This is a genomic window from Streptomyces sp. NPDC001700, assembly GCF_053596435.1.
Map to the genome: position 1 here is coordinate 1 of NZ_JBSFGE010000035.1, position 26556 is coordinate 26556.

General features: G+C 68.9%; 22 protein-coding genes. 9 read left to right on the plus strand and 13 right to left on the minus strand.

All coding sequences use genetic code 11. The features are described from left to right. From ACWC5C_RS38175 to ACWC5C_RS38190, 4 genes are all read right to left on the minus strand, one after another. Positions 1 to 686, minus strand: a 686-nt coding sequence (locus ACWC5C_RS38175; protein ID WP_450883288.1) for an electron transfer flavoprotein subunit beta/FixA family protein, incomplete at its 3' end; no start/stop codon positions are given. Between the two features lie 199 nt (positions 687 to 885). Then, on the minus strand, positions 886 to 1392 hold the full coding sequence (locus tag ACWC5C_RS38180) for a flavin reductase family protein (RefSeq protein ID WP_385436556.1): 507 nt from the start codon (positions 1390 to 1392) through the stop codon (positions 886 to 888). Positions 1393 to 1448: 56 nt separating this feature from the next. Beyond that, positions 1449 to 1589: a putative leader peptide gene (locus ACWC5C_RS38185; protein ID WP_450883290.1), complete on the minus strand. Its 141-nt coding sequence runs from the start codon at positions 1587 to 1589 to the stop codon at positions 1449 to 1451. A gap of 37 nt (positions 1590 to 1626) precedes the next feature. Then, entirely contained in the window at positions 1627 to 1998 is a 372-nt protein-coding gene (locus ACWC5C_RS38190; protein ID WP_450883292.1) for a TlpA family protein disulfide reductase, read from the minus strand. Positions 1999 to 2188: 190 nt separating this feature from the next. Here ACWC5C_RS38190 and ACWC5C_RS38195 point away from each other — a divergent pair, with 190 nt between their 5' ends. Beyond that, a complete protein-coding gene (locus ACWC5C_RS38195) occupies positions 2189 to 2920 on the plus strand; it encodes a lysophospholipid acyltransferase family protein (RefSeq protein WP_450883294.1) in 732 nt (243 codons plus the stop codon). A gap of 61 nt (positions 2921 to 2981) precedes the next feature. Here ACWC5C_RS38195 and ACWC5C_RS38200 read toward each other — a convergent pair whose 3' ends face one another. From ACWC5C_RS38200 to ACWC5C_RS38210, 3 genes are read right to left on the minus strand one after another with little or no spacing between them, the layout of a single operon-like run. Beyond that, positions 2982 to 4043: a threonine aldolase family protein gene (locus ACWC5C_RS38200; protein WP_385436560.1), complete on the minus strand. Its 1062-nt coding sequence runs from the start codon at positions 4041 to 4043 to the stop codon at positions 2982 to 2984. Further along, the gene (locus tag ACWC5C_RS38205) at positions 4040 to 4825 is read right to left on the minus strand and encodes an SDR family NAD(P)-dependent oxidoreductase (RefSeq protein WP_450883297.1); all 786 of its coding nucleotides are present in this window, start codon (positions 4823 to 4825) and stop codon (positions 4040 to 4042) included. The genes ACWC5C_RS38200 and ACWC5C_RS38205 overlap by 4 nt, the downstream gene beginning before the upstream one ends. 44 nt (positions 4826 to 4869) lie before the next feature. Next, positions 4870 to 6270 (minus strand): DUF6421 family protein, encoded by a 1401-nt coding sequence (locus ACWC5C_RS38210; RefSeq protein ID WP_450883299.1) that lies wholly within the window; start codon positions 6268 to 6270, stop codon positions 4870 to 4872. A gap of 264 nt (positions 6271 to 6534) precedes the next feature. Between ACWC5C_RS38210 and ACWC5C_RS38215 the strand changes: the two genes are divergently transcribed. Beyond that, positions 6535 to 7218: a glycerophosphodiester phosphodiesterase gene (locus ACWC5C_RS38215; protein ID WP_450883301.1), complete on the plus strand. Its 684-nt coding sequence runs from the start codon at positions 6535 to 6537 to the stop codon at positions 7216 to 7218. Positions 7219 to 7229: 11 nt separating this feature from the next. Here ACWC5C_RS38215 and ACWC5C_RS38220 read toward each other — a convergent pair whose 3' ends face one another. Next, entirely contained in the window at positions 7230 to 7778 is a 549-nt protein-coding gene (locus tag ACWC5C_RS38220) for a GNAT family N-acetyltransferase (RefSeq protein WP_450883303.1), read from the minus strand. 274 nt (positions 7779 to 8052) lie between these two features. On the opposite strand from ACWC5C_RS38220, the gene ACWC5C_RS38225 reads away from it, so the two are divergent. Continuing rightward, positions 8053 to 8445, plus strand: coding sequence for a VOC family protein (locus ACWC5C_RS38225; RefSeq protein ID WP_385436564.1), 393 nt, complete (start codon positions 8053 to 8055; stop codon positions 8443 to 8445). Between the two features lie 8 nt (positions 8446 to 8453). On the opposite strand, the gene ACWC5C_RS38230 is transcribed toward ACWC5C_RS38225, so the two are convergent. Together ACWC5C_RS38230 and ACWC5C_RS38235 are read right to left on the minus strand one after the other, a co-directional pair. Next, complete coding sequence (locus tag ACWC5C_RS38230) at positions 8454 to 8777, minus strand: AzlD domain-containing protein (RefSeq protein WP_385436565.1); 324 nt, start codon at positions 8775 to 8777, stop codon at positions 8454 to 8456. After that, a complete protein-coding gene (locus tag ACWC5C_RS38235) occupies positions 8762 to 9520 on the minus strand; it encodes an AzlC family ABC transporter permease (protein ID WP_450883305.1) in 759 nt (252 codons plus the stop codon). The genes ACWC5C_RS38230 and ACWC5C_RS38235 overlap by 16 nt, the downstream gene beginning before the upstream one ends. A gap of 66 nt (positions 9521 to 9586) precedes the next feature. Here ACWC5C_RS38235 and ACWC5C_RS38240 point away from each other — a divergent pair, with 66 nt between their 5' ends. From ACWC5C_RS38240 to ACWC5C_RS38265, 6 genes are all read left to right on the plus strand, one after another. Continuing rightward, entirely contained in the window at positions 9587 to 10165 is a 579-nt protein-coding gene (locus ACWC5C_RS38240) for a helix-turn-helix domain-containing protein (protein ID WP_450883307.1), read from the plus strand. 120 nt (positions 10166 to 10285) lie between these two features. Continuing rightward, positions 10286 to 10840, plus strand: coding sequence for a DUF5134 domain-containing protein (locus ACWC5C_RS38245; RefSeq protein WP_450883309.1), 555 nt, complete (start codon positions 10286 to 10288; stop codon positions 10838 to 10840). 132 nt (positions 10841 to 10972) lie between these two features. Then, the gene (locus ACWC5C_RS38250; protein WP_385436569.1) at positions 10973 to 11908 is read left to right on the plus strand and encodes a M56 family metallopeptidase; all 936 of its coding nucleotides are present in this window, start codon (positions 10973 to 10975) and stop codon (positions 11906 to 11908) included. Between the two features lie 83 nt (positions 11909 to 11991). Then, positions 11992 to 12681 carry a phosphatase PAP2 family protein gene (locus ACWC5C_RS38255; protein WP_450883311.1) on the plus strand — a complete coding sequence of 230 codons (690 nt, stop codon included), beginning with the start codon at positions 11992 to 11994 and terminating at the stop codon, positions 12679 to 12681. Next, complete coding sequence (locus tag ACWC5C_RS38260) at positions 12678 to 13646, plus strand: pirin family protein (protein WP_450883313.1); 969 nt, start codon at positions 12678 to 12680, stop codon at positions 13644 to 13646. Before ACWC5C_RS38255 ends, ACWC5C_RS38260 begins: the two co-directional genes overlap by 4 nt. A 705-nt stretch (positions 13647 to 14351) precedes the next feature. Beyond that, positions 14352 to 14672 (plus strand): hypothetical protein, encoded by a 321-nt coding sequence (locus ACWC5C_RS38265; RefSeq protein ID WP_450883315.1) that lies wholly within the window; start codon positions 14352 to 14354, stop codon positions 14670 to 14672. 11 nt (positions 14673 to 14683) lie between these two features. On the opposite strand, the gene ACWC5C_RS38270 is transcribed toward ACWC5C_RS38265, so the two are convergent. From ACWC5C_RS38270 to ACWC5C_RS38280, 3 genes are all read right to left on the minus strand, one after another. Then, positions 14684 to 18931 carry a tetratricopeptide repeat protein gene (locus tag ACWC5C_RS38270; protein WP_450883317.1) on the minus strand — a complete coding sequence of 1416 codons (4248 nt, stop codon included), beginning with the start codon at positions 18929 to 18931 and terminating at the stop codon, positions 14684 to 14686. Between the two features lie 626 nt (positions 18932 to 19557). Beyond that, positions 19558 to 20268, minus strand: coding sequence for a hypothetical protein (locus tag ACWC5C_RS38275; protein WP_450883319.1), 711 nt, complete (start codon positions 20266 to 20268; stop codon positions 19558 to 19560). Further along, positions 20240 to 26521: a hypothetical protein gene (locus tag ACWC5C_RS38280; RefSeq protein WP_450883321.1), complete on the minus strand. Its 6282-nt coding sequence runs from the start codon at positions 26519 to 26521 to the stop codon at positions 20240 to 20242. The genes ACWC5C_RS38275 and ACWC5C_RS38280 overlap by 29 nt, the downstream gene beginning before the upstream one ends. Positions 26522 to 26556: the final 35 nt, after the last annotated feature.

Genomic DNA, 26556 nt, shown 5'->3' on the forward strand with positions numbered 1-26556 from the left:
GCGCCGTCGACCTTCGTCCAGGCACCCTCCAGGCCCACCTCCTCGGCCTCGATGTCGAGGTCCGACAGATCCCAGGAGGTCACCGGCTTCTTCTTGGCCGCCATGATGCCCTTGAACGACGGGTAACGGGCCTCACCGGACTGGTCGGTCACCGACACGACCGCCGGAAGCGACGCCTCCAGGTGCTCGGTCGCGGTGTCGCCGTCGCGGCGGCCCTTGACGGTGCCGTCCTCGACCGAGACCTCCGACAGGAGCGTCACCTGCGGGACGCCCAGGCGCTCGGCGAGGATCGCCGGCAGCACGCCCATGGTGCCGTCCGTGGAGGCCATGCCGCAGACAACCAGGTCGTAGCCGGTCTTCTCGACCGCCTTGGCCAGCACCAGCGAGGTGCCCAGCGCGTCGGTGCCGTGCAGATCGTCGTCCTCGACGTGCACGGCCTTGTCGGCACCCATCGACAGCGCCTTGCGCAGCGCGTCCTTGGCGTCCTCGGGGCCCACGGTCAGCACCGTGATCTCCGCGTCGTCCGCCTCGTCCGCGATCTGGAGGGCCTGCTCGACCGCGTACTCGTCCAGCTCCGAGAGCAGGCCGTCCACATCGTCACGGTCGAGCGTCAGGTCCTCGGCGAAGTGCCGATCGCCGGTGGCGTCGGGCACGTACTTCACACAGACAACGATCCTCAAGCTCACGCCGGCTCTCCTACTGCATCGTCTCTTCCGGGCTGCCTTGTGCTGGCAGCATAGGCGCCCTCGGGGGCTCTTCCCGGTCGGTTGGCGGCCGGGGACGGCCCATGCACCGAACGAAATATTACTCGCCAGTACACCCAGGGTGTTACCCGTACGCAACCCGGTTGAACTGTGACCTTGCCAACGGACGATCAGCGGCGGCTCAGTCGCGCAGCGCGTTGAAGCGCCCCTGGTGGTACAGGAGGGGACGGCCCGCTCCCGCCGGGTCGCCCGCGACGACCTCGCCGATCACCACGCGGTGATCCCCGGCGGGTATCCGGGCCACCACCCGGCACACCAGCCACGCCAGCACCCCGTCCAGCACCGGCACCCCCTCGGGCCCGGTGTGCCAGCCGGTGTCCGGGCCGAAGCGGTCCGCTCCGCTGCGCGCGAACGTCGCGGCCAGCTCCCGCTGGTGCTCGCCCAGGACATGCACACCGACGTGCTCGGCCTCGGCGATCACCGGCCAGCTGGACGAGTTCTTGCCGACGCCGAACGACAGCAGCGGCGGCTCGGCGGCGACGGACGCGAGGGACGTCGCGGTGAAGCCGACGGGGTGATCCCCGTGCGCGGTGACCACCGCGACACCGGCGGCGTGCCTGCGGAAGACGGAACGGAAGAGTTCGGGGGCGCTGAGCCGGGGCGTGCCGAGGTCGGGCGAGGCAGTCATGAACCTGTCCTTCTGCGGTGGGATACGAGCGGGGGGAGCCGTGCTGTCGTCGTCGCTCACCCGCCCGGACACCGCGCACTCGCGGTCCGCACGAGATCCACGTGTACGCGTCCGTAGAGAAGAAGAAGTCCAGGCCGCATGACGTCACCCTGACCATCCCCGCAGCGCACCGTCAAGTACGGACCGGTGGAGGGCATTCCGCGACTAGGGCATCCACCGGGATCTCACACCGGATCAGACCGCCTCGCCGAGCGCCGCGATGACGTCCGCCGTCCGCGGCTGTCCGGCCGCGCGGCGCACGATCCGGCCCCGCGCGTCGAGCACCAGCACGGTGGGCGTCCGCACGATGTCCAGCATCCGTACGAGGTCCAGATGCGCCTCGGCGTCGATTTCGAGATGAGCCACGCCATCGACCATGTCGGCCACCTCGGCCAGGACCCGCCGGGTGGCCCGGCAGGGCTGGCAGAAGGCGCTCGAGAACTGGACGAGGGTGGCCCGGGTACCCAGTTCCGCTCCGAGCTGGGCGGCCTCGAGCTGTTCGCCCCCGTCTGCCTCGCTCTGCCCCTGCACGTGTCGCACGCTGTCCTCCGAATTCGATGCCGTCATAGGGTGCAGCGATACGGGCCTTTAGGGGATTCCCCAGAGCCTGACGTGATGAGGATCTCGCGGACTGGCGGGGGCCCGCGCTAGCACAGAGAGATGACATAGGGCACCATCTGCCAGAAGCCGGGAAACCTACGGCTGCGTAACTTCCGCCGGGAGAGCCCTCCCAGGGAAAACGATGAAGGGTCCCTCTATGGCAGAGCTCGTCTACCCGCCGGTGATCGGCGCGGCCCGCACCATGTTCAAGGCGCTGGACCTGCGTATCGACATGAAGGGCATCGAGAATGTCCCCGAGCGGGGTGGCGCGGTTCTGGTGAGCAACCACATCGGCTATCTCGACTTCGTGTTCGCCGGGCTCACCGCCCGTCCGGCGAAGCGTCTGGTGCGGTTCATGGCGAAGGAGGCGGTCTTCCGGCACAAGGTGTCCGGACCGCTGATGCGGGCCATGAAGCACATCCCGGTGGACCGGGCGGCGGGCATGGACGCCTACAAGCACGCCCTCAAGGCCCTGCGCTCCGGCGAGATCATCGGCGTCTTCCCGGAGGCGACGATCTCGCGCTCGTTCACCCTCAAGAACTTCAAGTCGGGCGCGGCCCGGCTGGCCCAGGAGGCGGGCGTTCCCGTGCTGCCGGTGGCCCTGTGGGGGACGCAGCGGCTGTGGACCAAGGGCCAGAAGCGCGCGCTGGGCCGCAACCACTTCCCGATCACGATGCGGGTCGGCGAGCTGATGGAGGCCGACCCGACGGAGCCGTCCGACACGCTCACCGACCGGGTGCGGGGGCGGGTGCAGGAGCTGCTGGAGGCGGCGCAGCGGGCGTATCCGGTGCGGCCGAAGGACGCGGACGACACCTGGTGGGTCCCGGCCCATCTGGGCGGTACGGCCCCCACCCCGGCGGAGGCCATCGCTCTGGACCGCGGGCGGTAATACCGCGGCCGATGCCCGGCGGCCGTCCCCCGGCGGGAGCGGCCACCGGGGGTGGAGACCGCTAGCGCTTCATCTCTTCCTGAAGGGCCGCCACGAAGCCGTCGACGTCCTCTTCCCGGGTGTCGAACGAGCACATCCAGCGCACGTCGCCCGCCGCCTCGTCCCAGAAGTAGAAGCGGAACCGCTTCTGGAGCCGTTCGCTCACGTCGTGCGGCAGCCGGGCGAAGACCGCGTTGGCCTGGACGGGGTGCAGGATCGTGACGCCGTCGACCGCGCGCACCCCCTCGGCGAGCCGCTGGGCCATCGCGTTGGCGTGGCGCGCGTTGCGCAGCCACAGATCGCGGGCGAGCAGCGCCTCCAGCTGGACGGAGACGAACCGCATCTTGGACGCCAGCTGCATGGACAGCTTGCGCAGATGCTTCATGGCGCGCACCGCGTCCGGGTCGAGGACGACGACGGCCTCGCCGAAGAGCATGCCGTTCTTCGTACCGCCGAAGGACAGCACGTCCACGCCCGGCACATTGGTGAACGAGCGCATCGGCACGTCCAGCGCCGCGGCCGCGTTGGCTATCCGGGCCCCGTCGAGGTGGACCTTCATGCCGCGCTCATGGGCGTGCTCGCAGATCGCGCGGATCTCGTCCACCGTGTAGAGGGTGCCCAGCTCGGTGTTCTGGGCGATCGAGACGACCTGCGGCATCGCCCGGTGCTCGTCGTCCCAGCCGTACGCCTCGCGGTCGATGAGCTCGGGGGTGAGCTTGCCGTCCTCGGTGGGCACGGTGAGCAGCTTCAGTCCGCCGACCCGCTCGGGCGCGCCGCATTCGTCGACGTTGATGTGCGCGGTGTCGGCGCAGATGACCGCGCCCCAGCGGTCGGTGAGCGCCTGGAGCGCGACGACGTTGGCGCCGGTGCCGTTGAAGACCGGGAACGCCTGCGCGTAGGGGCCGAAGTGGCTGCGCATGACGTGCTGCAGATGCGCGGTGTAGTCGTCCTCACCGTAGGCCACCTGATGGCCGCCGTTGGCGAGGGCGAGCGCGGCGAGGATCTCCGGGTGGCCGCCCGCGTAGTTGTCGCTGGCGAAGCCGCGTACCTCGGGGTCGTGATGACGGCGCGCGTCGGTGCTCACGGCTTGGGGGTCAGCCACTGGCGGGTTCCGTTCACTTCCCGGGCGGGCCGCTCCCAGACTCCGGTGATGGCCTCGGCCAGCTCCGTGACGTCGGTGAAGCCCGCGAACTTCGCGTTGGGGCGCTCCGCGCGCATGGCGTCGTGCACCAGCGCCTTGACCACCAGGATGACAGCCGCGGCCGCCGGGCCGCCCTCGCCCCCCAGCTTGCGGAACGAGTCGCCGAGCGCGAGTGTCCACGCCTCGGCGGCGGCCTTGGCGGCGGCGTACGCGGCGTTTCCGGCGGTGGGCTGGGACGCGCCCGCCGCGCTGATCATCACGTAGCGGCCGTTGCCGGTGCGCCGCAGGGCGTCGTGGAAGGCGAGCGAGGTGTGCTGGGCGGTGCGGATCAGCAGATTGTGCAGGGTGTCCCAGTCGGCGAGGGGGGCGTCGGCGAAGGTCTTGCTGCCGCGCCAGCCGCCGACGAGGTGGACCAGGCCGTCGACGCGGCCGAACTCCTTCTCGGTCCGGTCGGCCCAGGCGCGGGTGGCGTTCAGGTCGAGCAGGTCGACCGTCTCCCCCGTGACGCGGGCGCCGCCGTGGGCGTAGCGCGCCGCGTCGACGGCCTCGGCCAGCCGCGCGGGGTCGGAGTCGGAGGCGACGACGGTGGCACCGGCCTCGGCGAGGCGGCGCAGCGTGGCGCGGCCCGCCGGGCCCGCCGCACCGGCCACCGCCACCACGGCGCCGTCCAGCGGCGTCCTGCCGCCCGGCTCGTTCGGGCTCGGGCTCGACGTCGGTGTGGTCATGCTTGCTGTCTCCTCTGCTGTGGGACGGTTCGCCGTGTCACGGCTCACGCGGCCGCTCGTATGTCGTCGTCGCCCGCCGTGATGCCCTTGGTGGAGGCGACCACGTCCCGCAGCTTCTTGGCGAGCGCCTCGTAGAACATGCTCAGCGGAAACTCGTCGGGGAGCACGTCGTCCACGAGCTTGCGCGGCGGCTGGGTCAGGTCCAGCGCGTCGGGGCCCTTGGCCCAGACGGAGCCGGGGTGCGGGGCGAGATAGGTCGACACCAGCTCGTACGCCTTGAACCAGTGGACGAGCTTGGGCCGGTCGATGCCGTCCCGGTACAGCTTCTCGATCTCACCGCACAGCTGGTTGGTGACCTGCGCGGCGCGCGACCAGTCGATGTGCAGGGTGTTGTCTGTCCAGCGTACGACGTCGTGCTGGTGGAGATAGGCGAACAGCAACTGGCCGCCGAGTCCGTCGTAGTTGCGGACCCGCTCACCGGTGACGGGGAACCGGAACATCCGGTCGAAGATCACGGCGTACTGGACGTCCCGGGCCTGGGCGAGCCCCTCCGCGTCGAGCTTCACGGCCTCCTTGAAGGCGGTGAGGTCGCAGCGCAGCTCCTCCAGGCCGTACATCCAGAACGGCTGGCGCTGCTTGATCATGAAGGGGTCGAACGGCAGGTCGCCATGGCTGTGGGTGCGGTCGTGGACCATGTCCCACAGGGCGAACGCCTCCTGGCAGCGCCGCTGGTCGGCGAGCATGTCCCGGATGTCGTCGGGGAGTTCGATGCCCAGCGCCCGGACGGCGGCCGCGCTGACCCGGCGGAAGCGGGCGGCCTCGCGGTCGCAGAAGATGCCGCCCCAGGTGAAGCGCTCGGGGGCCTCGCGCACGGCGATGGTCTCCGGGAAGAGCACCGCCGAGTTGGTGTCGTAGCCGGAGGTGAAGTCCTCGAAGGCGAGACCGAGGTAGAGCGGGTTGTCGTAGCGGGTGCGCTCCAGCTCGGCCAGCCAGTCGGGCCAGACCATGCGCAGGACGACCGCCTCCAGATTGCGGTTCGGGTTGCCGTTCTGCGTGTACATGGGGAAGACGACGAGGTGCTGGAGGCCGTCGGCGCGCGTCTTGGCGGGCTGGAAGGCGAGCAGCGAGTCGAGGAAGTCGGGGACGCCGAAGCCGTCGTCGGCCCAGCGGCGCAGATCGGCGACGAGCGCGCGGTGGTACGCGGCGTCGTGCGGGAGCAGCGGGGCCAGCTCCTCGATGGCCGCGATCACCCTTTCGAGGGTGTCGCGGGCGCGGTGGGCCGGTGGTGCCCCCTCGGCGTCGAAGTCGATGGAACCGTCCTTGGACTGCCAGGGGCGAATCGTTTCTACAGCACCTTTGAGGGATGGCCAGGCCTGGTGTTCGATCACACGCTCCGCAGGCAGAATGCCACCGTCCGCTATGGCGGACGAAAGAATTTCCGTCATGACGACTCCTTCACCGGAGAACCTTCCGTGTAGACACCGTATCCGTGGATGACCTCGCCACTCAAGGGCGGGCAACGGAAATCGTCCTGCGTCACCTCCGTCCCGCCGCTGTTTTTCCTGCCCCATCCGCCCCGGACCATGCCACGGCCGTGCTTGAGCGGCCCTGCTGGAGTCGGCCGTTAGGCTGAGCGCCGGTCCGGACAGCCCGTGACTCCACACACAACCGAAAACCGACACAAAGCCCGACAGAAGAGCGAGATCACGTTGACCTTTCTCACCATCGGACACCGCGGAGTGATGGGCGTCGAGCCGGAGAACACCCTGCGCTCATTCGTCCGGGCCGAGCACGAGGGCCTGGACGTCATCGAACTGGACCTGCACCTCAGCAAGGACGGCGCACTGGTCGTCATGCACGACGCCCACGTCGACCGCACGACCGACGGCAAGGGCCCCATCAGCGACTTCACCCTCGCCGAGCTGCGCGAACTCGACGCCGGGGACGGTGAGCGGATCCCGGTCTTCGAGGAGGTCGTGGACGCGGTGAAGGCGCCGATCCAGGCCGAGATCAAGGACGTGGCCGCCGCGCGGGCCCTGGCCGAGGTGCTGACCAGCCGCGATCTGCTCGGCCGGGTCGACGTGATCTCCTTCCACGACGAGGCCCTCGCCGAGATCCGCACCCTGCTGCCCAGCGCCCGCACCGCCCTGGTGGCCAGCCGCTACGGGCTCGACGCCATCGACCGGGCGCACGCCGTCGGCGCGCGGACGCTTGTGCTCAACATCCGCCGGCTGACCCTGGAGCTGGTGGAGCGCGCCCACGCCGCCGACCTCAAGGTCATCGGCTGGACGGTCAACACCCCGGACCATCTGAAGCTGGCCCGCGGCCTCGGCCTCGACGGCGGCACGACCGACTTCCCGGAGATCCGGCGGGCGGTGCGCTACACGGCGTGAGCTTCTAGGGGTCAGCCCAGGCGCTTGACCAGCAGCTCGAACGCGAGGTCCGGGCGGCGCGGCAGGCCGAAGCGCTCATCGCCGTACGGGAACGGGGTCGTCCGTCCCGTACGGGCGTAGCCGCGCCGCTCGTACCAGGCCATCAGCTCCTCGCGGGCGGTGATCACGGTCATGTGCATCTCGCGGGCGGCCCACTCGGCGGCCGCGAACCGCTCGGCCTCGGCGAGGACCGCCTTCCCGAGGCCGCCGCCCTGCAGGCCGGGGCGGACGGCGAACATGCCGAAGTAGGCATGTTCGCCGCGGCGCTCCAGCTGGCAGCAGGCGATCAGCTCGCCGTCCCGCTCGACGACCGTCATCCGGCTGTCCGCGCCCCGTACGACGGCCGCCACGCCCTCGGGGTCGGTGCGCTGCCCGCCCAGGATGTCCGCCTCCGTCGTCCACCCGGCCCGGCTGGCGTCCCCGCGGTACGCCGACTCGATCAGCGCGACCAGCGGCCCGACGTCGGCCTCGATGGCCCCTCGGTAGGTGAGCGCGGAGGTGTCCACGGCGGGGGTGCTCATGGCGGGAGTGTTGGGGGCGTTCATGGCTGTGCGTCCTAGCGGCCGGAGATCCGTCGAAAGGACCTTAGGGGATGTCTTCCGGATCATGCCGGGCTCCCGACGCCGCTGTGACATCAGCCGCTGCCGCGGCGGGCGGCACCTCGCGACCCCGCGCTCGTCGCTCCCCCAGCTACCGCTGGGAGGTGCCCCCTGACGCCGCTCGCTGATCCGGCCTGATCCGAAAGACACCCCCTAGCGCCGCCCCGCCCGGCGCGGGGTGCGTAGGGTCACGCACATGGTGCACGTACTGAGCGGCCGCACACTGCTGCGGCCAACGGACCCCGAGCGCTCCCGGACCTTCTACGGCGAGGCGCTGGGACTGGCGATCTACCGTGAGTTCGGGACCGGCCCGGAGCGCGGCACGGTCTACTTCCTGGGCGGTGGCTTCCTGGAGGTCTCCGGCCGCTCCGAGACCCCGCCCGCGCCGGGGCTCCAGCTGTGGCTCCAGGTCGCGGACGCGGAGGCGGCCCACGAGGAGCTGGCGGCCAAGGACGTGGAGATCCTGCGGCCGCCGAAGAAGGAGCCGTGGGGGCTGGTCGAGATGTGGATCGCCGACCCCGACGGCGTGCGCATCGCGGTCGTGGAGATCCCCGAGGACCACCCCCTGCGCTACCGACCGGGCCTTTAAGCCGGGCCTTAAGCCACGCCGAGCAGGCGCAGCCCGGCCGCGGTGGCGGCTGCGGCCAGGACGACCACCAGGAACGGCGCCTTGCGCCAGGCGAGCACTCCGGCGACCGCGACCCCGGCGGGGCGGGCGAACCCGGCGGGTCCGTGGCCCTCGGTGAGTGCCGTCGTCGCCACGACCGCCGCCAGCAGCACGATGGCGGCGGTCTCCATCAGCTTCTCCGCCCGGGGCGGCAGCGTGATCCGGCTGCGCAGCAGCGGCCCGGCGAGCCGGAGGGCGAACGTACCGGCCGCGAGCGCGAGGATCGCGGCGGCCAGGGTCAGGGAGCCGGGCACGGGCGCTCCTCCTTGGGGTCGTTCGGCTCGTTCTCGGGGTCGTTCGGCTCGTTCTCGGGGTCGTCCGGCTCGTTCGCCTTCCTCGGTACGGCGGCCAGCGCCACTCCGGCCAGGGCGAGCAGGACGGGCACTCCGGCGGGCAGGAACGGCGTGGTGGCCAGGGCGATGACGACACCCGCCGGGACCGCCCGGCGCTTGTCGCGGTCTCGCAGCGCGGGCAGTACGAGGGCCAGCAGGATGGCCGGGAACATCGCGTCGAGCCCGAACAGATCGGTGTCGTCGATGGCCGTGCCGATCAGCCCGCCGGTCACCGCGCCCAGCGGCCAGCACAGGAGAACGCCCAGGCCACAGGCCCAGTAGGCGGCGCGCTGCCGCGCGATGCCGTCCTGGGCGAGGGCGAAGACGACGCTCTCGTCGTTCATCAGATGGCTGCCGACCAGACGCCGCTTGCCGCCTCCGAGGACATCGGGCAGGGCCAGCCCGAACGGCAGATGGCGTGCGTTGACCACCAGCCCGGCCAGCACCGCCGCGAGGGGGCTGCCGCCTGCGGCGATCAGCCCGACGAACAGGAACTCCGACGCCCCGGCGAGCACCAGCACGCTCAGTCCTGCCGGGACCCACAGCGGAAACCCCGACGCCACGGCGATCGCCCCGTACGACAGGCTGGTGACGCCGATGGCCAGGCAGACGAGCACGATGTCCCGCAGCAGCACACGATCGAGCGTTCTCCATATCGAATGCATGACGCTTATAATGAACACCACAGGCGGCGTTCGTCAAACCGAACAGAAGACGCATGGAGCGAACGGATGGCACAGGAAGTACCGGCGGCGGCTTCGGCCAAGGTCCCGATGGACTCGATCGCGGCTGTACTGCGACGCGAGCGCGGCCGGGCCGGGCTGTCGCTCACCGAGGTGGCCCGGCGCGCCGGAATCGCGAAGTCCACCCTGTCCCAGCTGGAGTCCGGCAGCGGAAACCCGAGCCTGGAGACGCTGTGGGCGCTGTGCGTCACCCTGGACGTGCCACCCTCGCAGCTCCTCGACCCACCGCGCCCCCGCGTCCAGGTGATCCGGGCCGACGAGGGCGCGTCGCTCGCCTCCTCGCAGGCCGAATACAAGGCCGCCCTGCTGTCCGCCAGCCCGCCCGGGGCGCGCCGGGACATCTACCGCCTCAGCGCCGAACCGGGCTCGGTGCGCGCCTCCGATCCGCATATGCCCGGCGTGGTGGAGCACATCCTGCTGGCCACGGGCCGGGCCCGGGTCGGCCTCGCCGTCGAACCGGTGGAACTGCGCCCCGGTGACTATGTCGCCTATCCGGGCGACCTGCCGCACATCTTCGAGGCGCTCGAACCGTCGACGCGGGCGGTGCTCATCTCCGAGCACAACTGAGCACAACTGCCGCGTCCGCGCGCTCCCCCGCTGCGCCAGTGCGCTCCCGTAACCGGGTCCGCGCGCGGGCAATCTCCCGGCATACGTACGTCCGCGGCGTTCCGGACCGGGAGGTGTGCCGTGCACGGACCTCCACTGATCGGCTGGCTGCTGGTCGCGCTGTGCGCCGCCACCGGCACGTACTGCCTGCTGCGCGTGCGCGGCGAGCCGCCCGGACCGAGCCGCCGGGGTGCGCGCGCCGAGGCGCTCATGGGGTGGGGGATGGCGGCGATGGCCGTGCCGTCCGCCGCCCTGGACCCGCGGCCGTGGGGCCCGCCCGTCTTCGCGGCGGTGTTCGGCGTGGCGGCCGTACGGGCGGTGGGGCATCACCATCCGCATCACGCCATAGGGGCGTTGGCCATGGCGTACATGGCGCTCGCGATGATGGCGCACCCCACGGGCGGCCACGGCCATGACGCCTCCATGACGGCAGGCGACGACATGACGCCGGGTGGCATACCGGTGCTCACGGGCGTACTGCTCGCCTACTTCGCGGTCTACGCCGTCCGCTCCGGTCTACGGCTGCTGCCGATGACGGACGGCACGGTGACAGCCATCGGCCCGCCGCCCGAACTGCAGCACGCGTGCCGCCTCACGATGGCGATAGGGACGATCGCGATGCTGCTGACGTTCTGAGCGCGCCCCCTGCCGGGGCGCGCGCCGGGCAGGCCGGGTACGCCGGGTGATGAGGCCCACAAACCGTGGCGTGCGTCACTTCGCCCGCGCGGACATACCCGGGCCGACCGCCACGACCATAGGCTGACGGCCATGATGGTCCCGCTCGCGCTGATGGGCCTCGGCGCACTGGTGGCGGCAATGGCGCCGCGCCTGATGTCCCGTTCCACCTGGGTCGACCGCGAACCCGTACTCGCACTGTGGGTATGGCAATGCGTCGTCGTCGGAGTGCTGCTGTGCTGCGCCTTCACCATGGCGCTCACCGCGGCGGCGGCCTCGGAGGCCGTCCGGGGGAACGTCTTCGCCCCCGCGCCGAGCGGTGTCGTGGAGGCGTACGCGCTGTCCGCGTACGGCCCCTGGGCGGCGCCCGTCGCCCTCGCCCTGGCCTTCGGCGCCGTATGGTCCGCCGTGATGCTCAGCCGCGAGATCGGCCGGGCCCGCGCCTGGCGCAGGCAGCACCGCGCCGAACTCCTCGTCCGCTCCCCCGTCTTGCCCGGTGAGGAGCCCGCCGGGGAGCGGCTCGTCGTCCTGGAGGGCGACAAGCCGGACGCCTGGTGGCTGCCGGGCACCACGCCCCAGCTCGTCATCACGACGGCGGCCCTGCGCCGCCTCAAGGGGCGTCGGCTGGACGCCGTGATCGCCCATGAGCAGGGCCACGCGCGGGCCCGTCACCACTGGCTGCTGCACTGCTCCGGCGCGCTCGCCGGGGGCTTTCCGCAGGTCCCGGTGTTCGCGGCCTTCCGGGACGAGGTCCACCGGCTGGTCGAGCTGGCCGCCGACGACTCCGCGTCACGGCGGTTCGGGCGGACGACGACCGCCCTGGCCCTCGTCGAACTGAACGAGGACCGGGGGGTGTTCGGCCCCTGCCCCAGCGGACTCGCACAGGTCCCGCAGCGGGTGGACCGGCTCCTGGCCCCCGCGGCGCGCTTCACCCCCGTACGCCGTCTGCAACTCACCGCCGCGGCCGCGCTGGTCCCCGTCGTCCCCCTGCTGGTGACCCTGGTCCCGGCGCTGCGGGTGCTGGGCTGAGCCTCCGGGGTACGGCCCACCGCCGGCGTACGGCCCACCTGCGTGTTGGCCCCGTACGCCCGGCGTCGGCGATCATCGACACCATGCAGCCGCAGACCCCCCACCCCCGCCCTCTCCGCGTGGCAGCGGTGCTCAGCATCCTGTTCGCCGTGCTGCTCGCCCTCGTCGCCGCCCGCTGGGGGCCGCTGATGGGCACGGACCGGGACCTCATCGTCCCGCTGCACCGCTCCGCGCTCGACCACCCCGGCTGGACCCAGACCAACAGAGTGCTGACGGACTGGGTCTGGGACCCCTGGACGATGCGCGCCCTGACAGCCGTGATCGTCCTGTGGCTGCTGCTCCACCGGGAGCGGACGCCCGCCCTGTGGGTCGCCGTCACGGCCGCCGCCGGTACCGCCCTCCAGCAGGGCATCAAGGCGCTCCTGGACCGCCCCCGCCCGCACTGGGCGAACCCGGTGGACTCGGCCCACTACGCGGCCTTCCCCTCCGGCCACGCCCTCACCGCGACCGTCACCTTCGGGCTGCTGCTGTGGATGCTGAGGCTGCACGGCGCCCCCGCCGTCTGGCAGCGCCTGGCCACCGCCGTGGCCGCCGTCTCTGTGCTCGGCGTCGGATTCACCCGCACGTACCTGGGCGTCCACTGGCCCACCGACATCCTCGGCGGCTGGCTGCTGGGCGCGGCGCTGGTCGCCTGGGCGGTCGCCATGTACCCGTCCACAGTTATCCACAGGGGCGAGCGGAAATCTCCCTCCGATGGGAAAGTTCGTCCATGAGCAATCTCGATCCGCGGCCCGCGGCGACCATCTGCGGCGGCCGCGCCGACGTCACCGCGCGGCCGGTTCGCGAACTGCTGGCCTCCAAGCAGGTCCCGCTGGGCGAGTCCACCGTGGTGCGCCGCCTGCTGCCGAACCTGGGCCGCCGCATGATCGGCGCCTGGTGCTTCGTCGACCACTACGGCCCGGACGACATCGCCGACGAGCCGGGCATGCAGATCCCCCCGCATCCCCACATCGGCCTCCAGACGGTGAGCTGGCTGCACGACGGCGAGGTGCTGCACCGGGACAGCCTCGGCAGCCTGCAGACCCTGCGCCCCGGCGAGTTGGGGCTGATGACCTCGGGGCGGGCCATAGCGCACTCCGAGGAGTCCCCCCGCGACCACGCCCGGCTGCTGCACGGCGCCCAGCTCTGGGTGGCCCTCCCCGACAGCGACCGCCACACGGCCCCCACCTGGGAGCACCACGCCGAGCTGCCCCAGATCACCGGCGGCGGAGGCCTCCGCGCCACCGTCATCCTCGGCGACCTGGACGGCGCGACCTCCCCCGGCACCACCTTCACCCCCCTGATGGGCGCCGACATCACCCTGGCCGCAGGCACCACCACCCGCCTCCCGGTCCGCCCCGACTACGAATACGCGGCCCTCACCATGTCCGGCGAAGCCGAGGTAGACGGCGTACGCCTGCCCCCCGGCTCCCTGCTCTACCTGGGCTGCGGCCGAAGCGAGCTTCCCCTGCGCGCGGATGTGGACAGCGCGTTCATGCTGCTGGGTGGCGAGCCCTTCGAGGAGAAGATCGTCATGTGGTGGAACTTCATCGGCCGTCACCACGACGATATCAAGCAGGCCCGAGAGGACTGGGCAGAGGGCCGCCTCTTCGGCCAGGTCCACGGCTACGACGGCCCTCCGCTACCCGCTCCCGAACTCCCCCCAGTACCACTGAAACCGCGCGGACGCATGCGTTGACCTGCACTTTCACCGAAGGTGCGCTACCACCGAGCGCTTGATCATTTATGGTCGACATCCAGCGGCCACGTGACATGGACACGCCTCTTGTCGTCGCTTCACCGGGGCATCCGACGAGCCCCAGGTTTGACCGTCTGTGACAGCCTCTGGCAGACCTTATGCTGACCCAATGCTGACTTTCCTGACTCATCATCAGGTCAGAATCGTCCGCTCGATCCACCCGAGGGGCACCCCACGCGAGACGGGGTCGGAGCCAGGTCGCGCTGCGCGATGCTTGAGCGACGGTTCTTGCTGACCGCTGCAGCTGACGATGAGATCGGGCAGCAACGTGGCACGCGCCGCTTTTGTTGCTCCTCTACAAGCCGGTAGGAGTGTCGAGGTGCGACGCAGGAGACGGCTGTGATCAGATGCGGCGTGCGCAGGCTGGTGCTGATCTCGCGGGTGTCCTGCTACGAGGCATGCAGATGTCGGACCGCACCGAAGATTTCGGCGCACGCCCTTCCCTGCTGATCGACCATTGACGCCTCGCACCGGGCCAACGACCAGAGGCCCATTTCAGCCCTGCCCTACCCCAGGGAATAAACGGATAGCCGTGTCGATTCTCGCCCTGCAGGTGATCGCGCTGGAGCAGGGAGGAGTGCATGAGCGACCTGAAGGTCTTCCGGGTCAGAGGTGGCCGGGCGACGGTAGATTCCGGGTGCGTCGATGGCGGTGGAGCGTGAGCTGCAGTCGCTGATCGAGGCCAACATGGAGGCAATGCTCGGCATCCGGTTCCTGGCCACGGAGTACCGGACCGGTGGGCACCGAGGCCGGGTCGATTCGCTGAGGCTCGACGAGAACGGCACCCCGGTGATCATCAAGTGCAAGCGTTCGAAGGACCAGAACGTCTGCGTCGGTACCACGCTTGCCCTCGACGATGACCAGCGCTCCAGTCTAGAGATCTTTAAGCGTGTGGGTCATGGACCAACCGGCCACATCAAACGCGCCGGCGTCGCCGATCGCAACGTACAACGAGATTCATCATGACCGGGGGCGCATCACCCCCCGCTCGCCGGCACCGCCCGCCCATTGCAGCAATGCTTGAATTTCCGCCCCCTCCGCATCATGCATGGACACGGCGCATTCCTGCGTGGCCGCACCACCGCGAACGGCACGGCTGCACCAACAGCCTGCCCGAGGAGGATGGCGCGGTTGAGGTACGTGGGGTCGTCCGCCACCATGCCCGGAAGGTTCCGGCCGGCGACGACGATCAGCGAGCCATGGTGGGCCCGCTCGTACCAGGGAGGTAGGAAGTTGAGCGGCATCCCCGACAGGAGGTCGCCGTGGGGGCTGCTGAGGGTGATTTTGTTGTCGACCAGGCGGGCCTGAAGGTCCCGGGCGGGGACGGGTGGCAGGTCGCGGAGGTCGAGGGGTTTGCCGCCGTTGTCGGTGTACAGGGTGCGCAGGTTGGTGAAGCCCGATTCCAGGAAGAGCCGGAGATGGACGTCCTCGATGCGGCGGCTGCCGTTGATCGCTCCCCAGCCGCCGTGGCAGTCGAGGACGATTCCGGCGCGGTCGCCGCCGAAGAGGATGCATTCGGCGTCGAAGCGATCCGGGGAGCGATCGGGGGCCGGGCCGGTGAGTTCGATCACGTCGGAGAGGTGGCAGTGGGAGTGCGCGAGCCGGAGCATCGGGTGGTGGACGTCCGGGTGGCGGAGGTAGAGGAGTTCGGCCTCGCCGGACTCGTCGATGATCAGATTGCACATAGTGCAGTACTGCCTGGAGGTGGCGAACCGAAGCGTGAGCGACTCCAGGTCGAATGCGGCCAGCGCCTGCTGCACGGTGTCGGAGATCCGCACGCTGCGCAGCCGGGGCAGGGCAGGGGACGGCACCACGGCGTCGTCACGACCGTCCCGGAGGGCGCGAGCGCGGAGTGATTCGAAGACGCGCAGGTCGACCGGGCCGCCGCCCACAAGCTCCACGAGGCTGGGCACGGTGCCATCTGGCTCCGTCTCAAGATGGAGTGCACCCAGGAAGACCAGGGCCTCGCCCGCCTCCGGCCAGTTGCCGAGCGCCTGGTGGAGCGCGAAGGTCTGCCGGGCGCGGGAACGCGCGGCCTCAAATGCGTGGAGGGCCTTCTCGGCGCGGGCCATGTTGAACAGGCAGGTGGCGCGCAGAGGGCCGTCGTCGAGGCGTTCGCTGATCTGCAGGGCCGTGTGGAAGGACGCGGCCGCGGCGGGATGGTCGCCGGCCTCGGCGTGGCAGGTTCCGAGGTTGGTGTGCAGGGACGTCAGCACGCTGTCCATGCCGAGCTTTTCAGCGAGCGGAACGCTCTTGGTCATCAGGGCGACGGCTTCGTCCCGGTTGCCGGTATGCAGCATGCACGTCGCGGCCTGCGCACGGGCGGAGAGGAGGACATGGAGATCTTTGTGCTCGGCAGCGGCTCGCGCGGTCTGTTCGTACTGGTCGGCGGCTTCAGCCCACCGCCCGGCCCGTGCGTGGATGTTACCCAGTGCCATCCGGCAGTGCAGGACGCCATCGACGTCGTCGTGCCGCTCACAGCCGTTAAGTGCCCTGGTGATCGCGGACAGGGCTTCAGCGTGCAGGCCGCGTCGTGAGTGGAGGACGGCCAGGGCTCGTGTCGCCCGGGCCCGGGTATGGGGTGTGGCGGCGTCGCTGAAGTCGGAGACCACGGATCGCAGCATGCGGGCGCCGTCCTGCCACTGCCCCGCTACGACCAGGGCTTCGCCCAGGGCCGCCCGGACCTGGGCGAGTGCCCGACTCTCGTCGGTGGCGGCGAGAGACTGCTCCGCTTCGGTCAGCAGGCGGACGGCGTCTCCGATCCTCCCCCGGTGCCACAGCAACTGGGCTCGCCTCTGCAGGACCTCTGCCTGAAGTACCGGGCTGCCGGACTCTTGGGCCATGTCCGCCGCGACCTGGAACTGCGACTCCGCCGTGTCGTGGTGCCCGATGCCGCCGCTGTACGAGGCGAGATAGGTCAGGGAGCGCGCCGCATGCTGATGGTCGCCGATTCCGATGGCGAGCTCGGCGCACTGCGCGAGGTAGGTCGCGGCCTGGTCGAGATCAGCACGGTGCGCGGCATCCTCACCGAGCCGGAACAACGCCCGGACCTGGCCCTGCACGTCACCCGTCTCCTGGTGGATGGATAGGGCGGCCTCGAGGGGCTCGGCCGGAGCCGACTCCGGCCGGGCGATGGCCGGGACCGCCGCGAGGTCCATCAGCGCCTGCGCCTCCCATTCCCGGCTGCCGATGGCCCGTGCCCGTTCAATGTCCCGAACGGACTCTTCCGCCGCTTCCGCCTCACGGCCAGTGCTGCTGAGCAGTGTGGCGATCGATCGAGTGGCGAGCATTTCGCCGAAGCCGCTGCTCCGGCTCAGGTCCCGGCTGTTGCGCAGGTAATTTTCGGCCCGGCGGGTTTGTCCGACCGCCAGGTAAGCCTGGCCCAGGTGCCCTAGGGCGAGCGCGAGTACCTGATGATGGCCGACGGTCCGCCAGTAATGCAGTCCGCTTCGCAGGTACTCGATGGCGTCGCGGGGCCGGCCCAGGTTGATCAGCAGCGTCCCCAGGCCGAGCTGCGCCATGAACAGGTGCTCGGCATCGTTGGCCGCGCGCGCCGTTTCGGCGCAACGGTGGTACAGATCCACCGCATCCTGGCTCTCACCGAGGTGCCCGGCAACCACGGCTCGGTTGTACAGCGCGGTGGCCGTCCAATGGACGTGACCGGCCAGCTCCCCGGCCTCTTGTACGCACTGGTAGACGCGGTCCAGCTCCTTCCAGTGGCTGGCAATCCGCAGGTGCTCGGTGAGCGCGAAGGCGAGAAGCAGCAGGTGGTCCCAGGTTTCGTAGTGCCGGGCCGTCTCGACGAGAGCGACTGCGCCGGGACGGTCCGCGTCCAGCGACCGCAGCGCTTCGGCATTGCTCTCGGCGGGGACGGTTGCCTCCTCGTCCAGGAAGCCGATCGCATCGGTAGACGACCGCACACGGACGGCTGTGACGAGACAGGAGTGACGGACCACATCCGCCCGTTGCGTCTCCGACCACGGCGCGGACGTCAGCCGGGCGAAGCGGTGCTGAATTTCGTGCATCACGAATCGGTCGTCGTCGAGCTGCTCGATGAGGCTGAGCTCGACCAGCGAATCGAGGAGCGCGGCTGTGTCCGCGAGGCTGACCTCGTTGACCTCGTCCAGCGGAGGCGGTGCGATGCTCGCTGCGACGACCTCGACGGTGAAGGACATGTGCGGCAGGACGCCGAGCGCGGAGAAGACCTGTGCCTGGTCGCGTTCAAGCGCGTCGAAGCTCTGCTGAAACACGGGCTGCAGTGCGGTCTGGCCGGCAACGAGGGCCTTGACGCTGCGGTCGGGGTTGGTGATCTCGGACAGGTAGCGGTCGGCGTTCACGCGGGGCCGACGGGCCAGGTGCGCCGCGGCGATATGCAGGGCAAGCGGGTGACCGGCGCACGCCGCGGACAGCGCGGCCGTCTGCTTGCCGGTCAGCCGGCCGGGGCCGGCGACCGACCGTACTAGCTCCTCGCTGGGCGCGGCCGACAGTGGGCCGAGGTCCATGAGGCGGACCAGGCCGCTGAGCCCGCTGAGCTTGACGCGGCTGGTCCCCACCAGCGCGAACGGGCCGTCGACGGAAAGGATCTCAAGGAGCGCCTCCTCCGAGACGATGTCGTCGACGAGCAGCAGGACACGCTTGTCGGCGAGCGTCGTCCGTAGCAGCGCCAGCTGCTGATCACGGCGGTCCGGCAGGGGAGGCTCGGGCGGAAGGAGCGCGTGAAGTATCGACGACACGAGGTCCGTGGGGTTGGTCGACAGCGCGAGATTCATGTGGAACTGGCCGTCCGGGTACCGCTCCGCGGCCAGCCGGGACATGCGCAGGGCGACGTCGCTCTTGCCGATGCCAGGAGCCCCGGTCACCACAACCGCCGCCCGGCCGCCGCCGTCCGCGCGCCGCAGCACCTCGAGGCCGACAGAGATCTCCGCCTCGCGCCCGAACAGGCGCGGGCGCCGCTCACCGGGCAGGACGGAGTCCTGCACCGAGCGGGACTGTGGAGACGGCAGCGTCACACGGACATCGCCCGCTACGTATCCGGAGATTGCCACCCCACCGTGCGAGGCGTGCGCCGCCCCCGTCGCGCTGACCCAGACGGAACCGGGCGCGACGGCCGCCGTCGCCGCGCTGACTCCGGTGATCGCGGTGCCGCCGTCCGTCGCTCGGGCGTCGCCGCTGTCCCGCACCTCAGCGCCCGGCCGTGCGTCGCCGGACCCGTGCTCGTCCTTCATCAGCCCGCTTCCCCGAGACTAGCTGTAATCGATCCCGGTACCGGCGCTGCTGCCGGAGCCATCAGCCGTCGCGTCACCAGTCCGATCCACCCGTGCCGATCCTGTGGCCACCCCACCGGGCCTGCGGATCCCGGTGTGCGCCGCCCCACCACCGGACGCCCTCGCTTGGCCCGTATCTGTGGCCGAGTCCCCCTGCCGGGGCTGCAACCACGCCCACACCAGCGCTGCGACCCCGGTGCCGACCTGCAACGACGCCGCGATCAGCTCCCCGGTCCCTGGGCCGTTCAGTAACCACACCATCGGTGTCACCGCGATGCAGGCCACCCCGACCACAATCAGCACGATCTTCCACGGCTGTGTCACGCCGTCCCACCTTCCCCCTAGCCAGCCTTTCCGCAGGTATACCAAGGACATTCATACCGTAGCCACTGGTTCCGGCGGTCCGGTTTGTACCTCGTGCGATCCGTGCGAACGCTGACGGCCAGCACGAGCGGGCTGACGTAGGTGTACGCGGCGAAGTGGACGTTGATTACCAGGAGAGAGACGGGAAGGCGGCCGACACAATCGGCATGTCCAGCTCGTATGCGACACGCCCATGCATGACATGCGGCAACGGTGTCTTTCGTTCATACTGGACCGTTGGGTTCATTATCCGATGGCATCGTCGGCTGACGGTCTTCGAGGGCCCGTCGAGCTTCTGCGAGCTGTGACTCGGCATGTTGCAGAGCGGCGATCAGCTTCGGGAGCCCTGCGTCTACGGCCGGGCCCCCATCGGCACCATCGGTGTACGTCTCGAGGGTGCGTGCCAGCCGAAGGAGAGCGTCCCGGGCCGCTCGTTGTTCGTCCTCTTCGAGATACTCCGAGAGCTTAAGCCACTTGGCCTCCTTGTCGGCGGCTTCTTGGGCAGCAAGCGCGACAATCTCACCTGCTACGCCGCGGGCGGTCTCTTCAAGGCCCAGCGCGAGCCGGAGCAGTGGTGCTCCGACCATGTCGTCCTCGCTGGGTTCATGCCCAGGCGGGAACATCCGGTAAAAGCTCCAGGGGCCTTGGGGCTCGCTCAGTCGCTCCAATGCTCTGAACACGGGCTCGAACGCCCCCAGCGGTGGAGCCGGGAATGGCAATGCCATCCGGTGGTTCCAGAGCGCGAGTATGGCGGTCGTAGCTTCGCGACGTACGCCGTCTGCCTCTGCCCCCGTGGCGTTCTCCGCCTGGGTGATCAAGTCACCGATGTGATGGGCCATCCAGCGGCCCAGGACATCACTTTGGGAGAGACTTTCGGCGATCTCCTTGCCAAGTTCGAGGGTCCGCTCAAAGCTCGCCGCATCCTCCGGAGTCATCGAAGAGGTAAATCTTGTAGGATCGTTCACGCGGGGGGAGGGATTCGTCATCGTCTTGGCGGGACCCTATCGTGTAGCTCTGCTCGTGGTCTTTGTGAGTGCGGTCGATCATCACTTCGACGATCAGGCTGCGTCCGGCCAGATCCAGCAGTTCCTGAAGCGCGTCGCGCTGAATTTCCAGCCGCCGTCCCTGAGTTCCTGTCAGACGGCCCGAACTGGTCGCGGACGTATCGTCCCAGTAGGTGCTGCGAAGAGCGATTCCACCGACTCGAGTCCATTCGCGCATATCTGCGTCCGGTTCCAGTCCGAGCAGATTCATGAATTCACCAGAAGGCATATAGGGCGGGTACTTGATCCCTGCGGCCAGCGGATCTTTACTGTCCATCCCCTCATGTCCGTCAGGATCCACGATCCAACCCGTCAGCTGGAAACCTTGTACGTCGAACTGGTAGTCGCTGTCATTGGCGTCGGGAATGCGGTAGCCCATATAGGAAGGGGCCGTCTGCAAGGCGCGTACCAGTGCCCTGGCCGTCGCGGAAGTGACGAGGGCACTACGGATCAGCACTCCCTGCGCAGCTTCATAGCCTGCATCATCGGAGCTTTCCCACACCGTGACCCATCCGTCACCCGCGAAGAGACGCTCGCTGAAGTGCCTGCTGTTCAACCGCCAGACCCAGTCGGCGTCCAGGTCGTCCTTTCCCTCCAAGATGCTCTGCGGTGAGGGATCCCGTCGGTCGGCAAGCCATCTGCCGTCGTCTCGGGTGACCCGGAAATCGCGAAGCCAGTCGGTGAACTGGTCCAAGTCCGCCTCGCTGTCCCGGTACACGGGATGAACCCTGAGCAACTCCCCGGCCACGCTCCACAAGGCGTGAGTCGAGAGATAGAAGTCCAGGTCGTCGGCGTCCGGCCGGGTCGTACGGTAGGCGAAGGTGCTCCCCTCTCTGTACAGCCTGAGGGTGTGGCGCGGGTCGTCCTCGTGGGTGCCGCGGTAGGGAAGCCGCCAGGTGTGCGTGATCGTGCGCCCGGCGAGACGCAGGACAGTCTCCTCGGAAATCCCAAAGGCTTCACCGAGGGGCTTGCACCAGTCGTCCTTGAAGTCCCAGGAGAAGCGGAAGCCGCTTGATTCGGATTCGTGGGTTTCCTCCTCCGTACCGTTTCGCCTTCTTGCCCCTCGCTCCTCCCACGACTCAGTGAGGATTTCCGTCGGGATGTTGATCCCGCGCACGATGGCGAGTTCCTCCGTGCTCAGGATCCCCGGGCCGGACGAGGCGAGTGCCAGACAGATCGCTTTCGCGCTCTCCTGCATCACGACATGCGGTCGGTCATCGAAAATCACTTTCCGCAGCAAGGGCTCGAACTCTGCCAGTGTCCGATGTGTCGCGGGGTTCTGAGCAGCCCGTGCGAGAGCGAGGAGCAGCCACTGGCGGGCGTGCCGATCGTAGAAGGGCAGACGGGCATCGTGGAACGGGGTCACATCGAGCGTGCCGAGCGCGAAACGTAGGAGGGCGTCCAGCTCTTCTTGGCAGTCGAGTTCGGTGAGGAGCCGGACGCAGTGTGCGGCCCGCCACCTGGCGTCGTGCTCGGAGTCGCCGAGGACGGCCCACAGATAGCCTGCGAAGCACTCCGCAGCGCTGGTCGGTCCAGCGGGAAGGTCGGCGAACCTACCGTCGCCCGAGTCCTCGGGCGAGAGGTCAGCCAGCATGGTGCCGAAATCGTCGAGGACGATCTGCGCCTGCTCTCCGGTAAGCCGTGGGGCGAGTCGGGCTGCCAGGTGATGACAGTCCTCGGGGGGAAGCACGGCCGACTGTGAACCGAGTTCTCGAAGAGCCGTCGCGAGCAAATCCGCATCAGGTTCGTCGGCCAACCTGGCGAGTTCTGACAGGTCGATGGGGTCGTAAACCTTGGTGGTCAGCTCCCGACTGAACCGCGCCGCGGCCGTGTCCGCAAGATGCCTCAGTTGCCGACGTGCCGCCCGTGGCAGCAGCGACAGCTCGGCCAGCCTCTTGACCAGTCGCGCGTAGTCGAAAGTGTCGAGGTTGGGGTTGGCCTGGAACGCGGCGAGCATGTCGTCGAGTTCACGCAGGGGCGCTGTGACCGCTTGGTCTATGACCTGCTCCATATGCAGCAGGCGCCCCGACGCGCGAACCAGTTGGCGGGCTTGCTCCCAGCCTTCGGCGGTGGAGAGGTCACACGCCGCAAGGGCGTCCTTGACCTGCCGTGCACGCGCCAGTCGCTGGTCGTCCTGCTCCTCATCCGGGGTCCACCGGCCCGAGTTGTGATCGCGCGACACCGGGAAGGCAATGTGGCGTGTGCCAGCGGCGAGCAGCGTTCCGGAGAGGTCGATGTCCAGTTCGCCAGCGGTCTGGTCGAGACGTTCGAAGGAGGCACTGCTGAAGCGTCGTGCCCGCAGGAATTGTCCCAACGTCTTAGCGATGCGCTTGCCGTCGCCGGGAGTCTCACGCAGTGCTCGCTCGGCGAGGCGGAGGTCATCGACGTGGTGCTCGCCGAACGGCACCAACGCCAAAGCGGTGACAGCGGACGGAGCGAGCGGGCCAGCCTCTTCGTCGAGCACCGCCTGGATGAACGGGCCCTCGGAACAGAAGCGGCGGTCGCGCCAGCGGGAGGCGACGGTCATCGTGGTCGTGGCGCTCAAGTGGCCCATGGTGGCCAGTACCTCGGAGTGGTTCATTGCGTCCCCGAGGTAGGGTTCCAGGCTTTCGGTGAGTTGGGCGACGCGATATGCGCGGCGGTCATCATCGTGGTTGCCGTCGGATGCTCGATGGGCGACGGCGAGGAAGGCTCGCCACAACGCGTGTACATCGTCGCCCACACGGTCGGTCAGGTCGATTGCCTGGGTGAAGTAGGCGTGAGCTTCACTTCTGTCGAATCGCTGGACGGCTCGAGCGAGTTTCACCATCTGCTCCGCCTTGTACTCAGCACTCTCCTGAACCACGTCGAGCGACGCGGCCACGGATTCAGCGAGTTCGACGGCGACGTGCTGCAGCTCGTCGACAGGAGCGGCTGCTCGGACAGCGTCGATGAGGACACCATCCGGAAGGTGCCGCTGCGCACCTCGGTACCAGTCGAGCAGGTTTTGGCGCGACGCCTCGGACGAGCCGAAGGCGAGAATCCGGACACCGAGCCGGGCAATGCCTCTGTGCAGGAAGTGGGGCAGCTCCTCATGGCCCCGGCGGGACGGGGTGGGAGGCACGAGTTCTCGGAAAGGGCCGCCCGTGTCGCTGGAGGATCCGACAAGGCAGTCGATCCACAGGCTCACCCAGGCCCCGAGGGGCACGACACTCTGCTCGTGGTCCTTCACGGTACTTGAGTACGTGTGAGGCTTCTTTCGCGCTTCTCTGACATCCTCGCCAGCGAACTCGTCCACGTCGAAGGGATGCCTCCGGACCTTCGACAGCAACGCGAAGCCGCAGAGCAGCGTGATCGTATCGGTGCCACGACCCCAGCGGCTTCCGGCACCCCTGCCCAAGTTGCCAGGGAGATTCAGGCGCAGGATCCGTTCGGCCTCCCCGTCCGACAGCAGTCCATGGCGCAGGCCCATCGCGATGATCCAACCGACCGCCGTAAGTTCCTTGCTCTCTTCTGAGAATCCCGAATGCTGGCGAACAGAGACGGGTCTGCGCTGACGCTTCAGCATTCTCACCAAACGCCGCGCAACGGGTGCCTGGCAGACGAAGTTGGCCTGCCACGCGGCATAAGCGACCGCGAGCTGGAGGTATTTCAGGGACACGGCCGCGTAGCCGAGACCCTCCAGTTCTTCCGTACGGCCCGAATCGGCAAGCCGGGTGGCAATGATCACTCCGGCCTCGAAGCCCACCCAATTGGGGCGCCACCGAGCAAGGTGGTTGACGCATGCCTCCACTCCGTCGGTATTGAGGAGTCCGAAGGCGACTTCGGCGATATCCGTGGCGGTGACGCTGTGCCGGTTCGAATCGTCGTCAGGCTGCTGCACCCACGCCCTGAGCCATTCCGACGCACTGCGCAGCCGACTGCGGGCGAAGTCGGTCTGGCCTTCGGCGAACGAGAGAAGGGCGCCCTCGCAGTGAAGATTGGAGCCAGGCCAGTCGTCAGCAAGGCTGCGGTTCGCGACAACGTCCTCGATCGTGATGGCGTCCAGGAACTGGCCCGCCAGATCGGTGTTGGACCGCAGCAGGTGAAGTCGGCGAGAGTGGCCGGCGGCCAGGCTGCCGGCCTTGACGGCCAGCCGGGTCGCTTCCCATTCCTTTCCCACGCGCAGTGTGGCTTTGAGAGCGAACTGGGCCCGTTGCTGGGCGATCTCCCGTTGTTCCAGGTCGTTGCCCTCGGGGAGGGCACCGTCGGTCATCGCCAGTTCGACAAGGGTGTCGACCTGACCAGCCTCCCACAGCAGTTGGGGCAAGCTCGCAGCCACGTACGGTTCGTCGGCGGCGAGCGGGGTCAGTCGGTTGATGAAGTCGATCAGGGAGTCGCCGGTCGGACGGTATTTCGTCCGGAACCAGGTCTCGGTTGGTTCGTCACGGAATTGCAGGGTGTCACCGTCGACGAGGAGCGGGCGTCCGAGGTCGGCCGCGAAGCTGTGCACGAGGGCGGCCGATACTCCGCACAGTTCGGTCAGAACTTTGACGGGCATCCTCGGTCGGAGTGCGGCCATGGCCTCGCACAGACGGTCGATCTCCGTACTCAGGTGGTTGGCGTCCTTGCACTGGTCCACCATGCCCTGGAGGAGTTCGTCGAACAGAGAGCTGTCGGGATGCCTCGCCTCACCGAGAGAAACCAGACAGGATTCGAGGTCCGAGGCCGTGCCCAGAACGAGGGCCTGGATTCGGGGGTTGCCGCCGGTGCGCCGATGGAACTCGGCCGCCTGCGCCTCCGCGACAGGACCGAACACGGACTCTAGGTGCTGCCTGGACTCGGCGACGCCGAACCCCTCAAGCTCGATTCTGTGGACGCTGGGTGGCGGTTCCAGCAGATCGATGCGTTCGGTGCGGCACAACATCACGAGCCGCACATTGTCCGGCAGGGTCTCCCGCAGCACACCCGTGACGAAGGTCCGCTCCCCGCCGTCTTTCGCGATGAGCGCCGCGTTGTCGGCCGCGTCCACGACAAGAACCAGGAGCGCCCCTGGAGCGGAGGCTGTGACAGCCGCCGCAGCGCCCCGGACCCTGGCCATGAATGCCTTCGCGTAGTCGGTCGGCTGAGCTGTGGCGACCGGGATCAGCGGGTCGCAAAGGGCATGCGCTGCAAGTTCGTTCGCCAACTGCACCAAGCCCTGCCGATGTTGGTGGCGCGGTGAACTAGATCGCCGGTAGCCACCGTTTCCAAAGCAGTCGTAGACGAGGGTGACGGAGCCGGAAGGAAGGTTCCGTTCGATCTGTGTCGTGAGCACCGACTTGCCTACACCACCGGCCGCGTGAACAACGACGGGCCGCCCGGCGAGTCCGACGATGTCGTCGACGATCGCGCGAGTCTGCTCAGTCACGATGACGTGCCCAGGCTCGTCGATGAGGTTGGGAGCAGGCAGCACGTGTTCCGGTGGGACTCCGAGAGCAGTAAGCACGGTGGAGCGTTCGACGACGTGGTTCGCTTCGAGCGAGGTCGCGCGTCTGGTGATCATCTCCTTCAGCAGAAGGGGTTGCACATCGGGAGCACCGGGAAGAAGGCCCGTCAAGTCCAGGCGGAACAGCCCTTCAAGCCGCAACAGGCCCGGAGCCGTGGCATCCACCTCCAGGCGGCTGAAGAACGCGGCCTCACCGGCTGCGTCACCAGGGAAGTTCGCGTACTGCCTCAGGTACTTGACATCGTGCGCATACTCATGGGCCTCTCCGCCGACTGCCAAGGTGCCGATCGCTCGAAGCACCGACTCACGGACCGGCCGATTGGAAAGGAACTCGAAGGTCACCTTCTCTTCGAGCCCCGGCGACTCCTGGCGGATCTGCCTGAACTTCTCCGCGAACCCTTTGACCGTCTTCGAGAGACCCGACACAGACCACTCCTCCGTGGCCCGTACGGTCGAGTGCTTCAGCTGTCGGTACACCACACGCTTGGCCTCGTGAAGGCCGGTCGCACCGTAGTACTCGGCGATGTCGATTACGTCCTCGCCGTCTTCGCCCTGGGTGTCGTCGGGCGACACGCCCTCGACAGCGATCGCAGTCAGATCGGCGTCGGGAAGCAGCAGTTTCAGCGCCTGACGAGCCGCCCAGTGGTAATGGAACTGATCACCGTCCCGGCTGGCACGCAGAAGATCGGTGTCAGGCATGCCCACTCCCGGCATCCCTCACAGCGACGGAACGG

Coding starts and splice junctions, on each gene's coding strand:
- ACWC5C_RS38180 (WP_385436556.1), bottom strand. CDS start 1,392: ATGACTGCCTCGCCCGACCTCGGCACGCCCCGGCTCAGCGCCCCCGAA.
- ACWC5C_RS38185 (WP_450883290.1), bottom strand. CDS start 1,589: ATGCCCTCCACCGGTCCGTACTTGACGGTGCGCTGCGGGGATGGTCAG.
- ACWC5C_RS38190 (WP_450883292.1), bottom strand. CDS start 1,998: ATGACGGCATCGAATTCGGAGGACAGCGTGCGACACGTGCAGGGGCAG.
- ACWC5C_RS38195 (WP_450883294.1), top strand. CDS start 2,189: ATGGCAGAGCTCGTCTACCCGCCGGTGATCGGCGCGGCCCGCACCATG.
- ACWC5C_RS38205 (WP_450883297.1), bottom strand. CDS start 4,825: ATGACCACACCGACGTCGAGCCCGAGCCCGAACGAGCCGGGCGGCAGG.
- ACWC5C_RS38210 (WP_450883299.1), bottom strand. CDS start 6,270: ATGACGGAAATTCTTTCGTCCGCCATAGCGGACGGTGGCATTCTGCCT.
- ACWC5C_RS38220 (WP_450883303.1), bottom strand. CDS start 7,778: ATGAGCACCCCCGCCGTGGACACCTCCGCGCTCACCTACCGAGGGGCC.
- ACWC5C_RS38225 (WP_385436564.1), top strand. CDS start 8,053: ATGGTGCACGTACTGAGCGGCCGCACACTGCTGCGGCCAACGGACCCC.
- ACWC5C_RS38235 (WP_450883305.1), bottom strand. CDS start 9,520: ATGCATTCGATATGGAGAACGCTCGATCGTGTGCTGCTGCGGGACATC.
- ACWC5C_RS38240 (WP_450883307.1), top strand. CDS start 9,587: ATGGCACAGGAAGTACCGGCGGCGGCTTCGGCCAAGGTCCCGATGGAC.
- ACWC5C_RS38250 (WP_385436569.1), top strand. CDS start 10,973: ATGATGGTCCCGCTCGCGCTGATGGGCCTCGGCGCACTGGTGGCGGCA.
- ACWC5C_RS38255 (WP_450883311.1), top strand. CDS start 11,992: ATGCAGCCGCAGACCCCCCACCCCCGCCCTCTCCGCGTGGCAGCGGTG.
- ACWC5C_RS38260 (WP_450883313.1), top strand. CDS start 12,678: ATGAGCAATCTCGATCCGCGGCCCGCGGCGACCATCTGCGGCGGCCGC.
- ACWC5C_RS38265 (WP_450883315.1), top strand. CDS start 14,352: ATGGCGGTGGAGCGTGAGCTGCAGTCGCTGATCGAGGCCAACATGGAG.
- ACWC5C_RS38270 (WP_450883317.1), bottom strand. CDS start 18,931: ATGAAGGACGAGCACGGGTCCGGCGACGCACGGCCGGGCGCTGAGGTG.
- ACWC5C_RS38275 (WP_450883319.1), bottom strand. CDS start 20,268: ATGACTCCGGAGGATGCGGCGAGCTTTGAGCGGACCCTCGAACTTGGC.
- ACWC5C_RS38280 (WP_450883321.1), bottom strand. CDS start 26,521: ATGCCTGACACCGATCTTCTGCGTGCCAGCCGGGACGGTGATCAGTTC.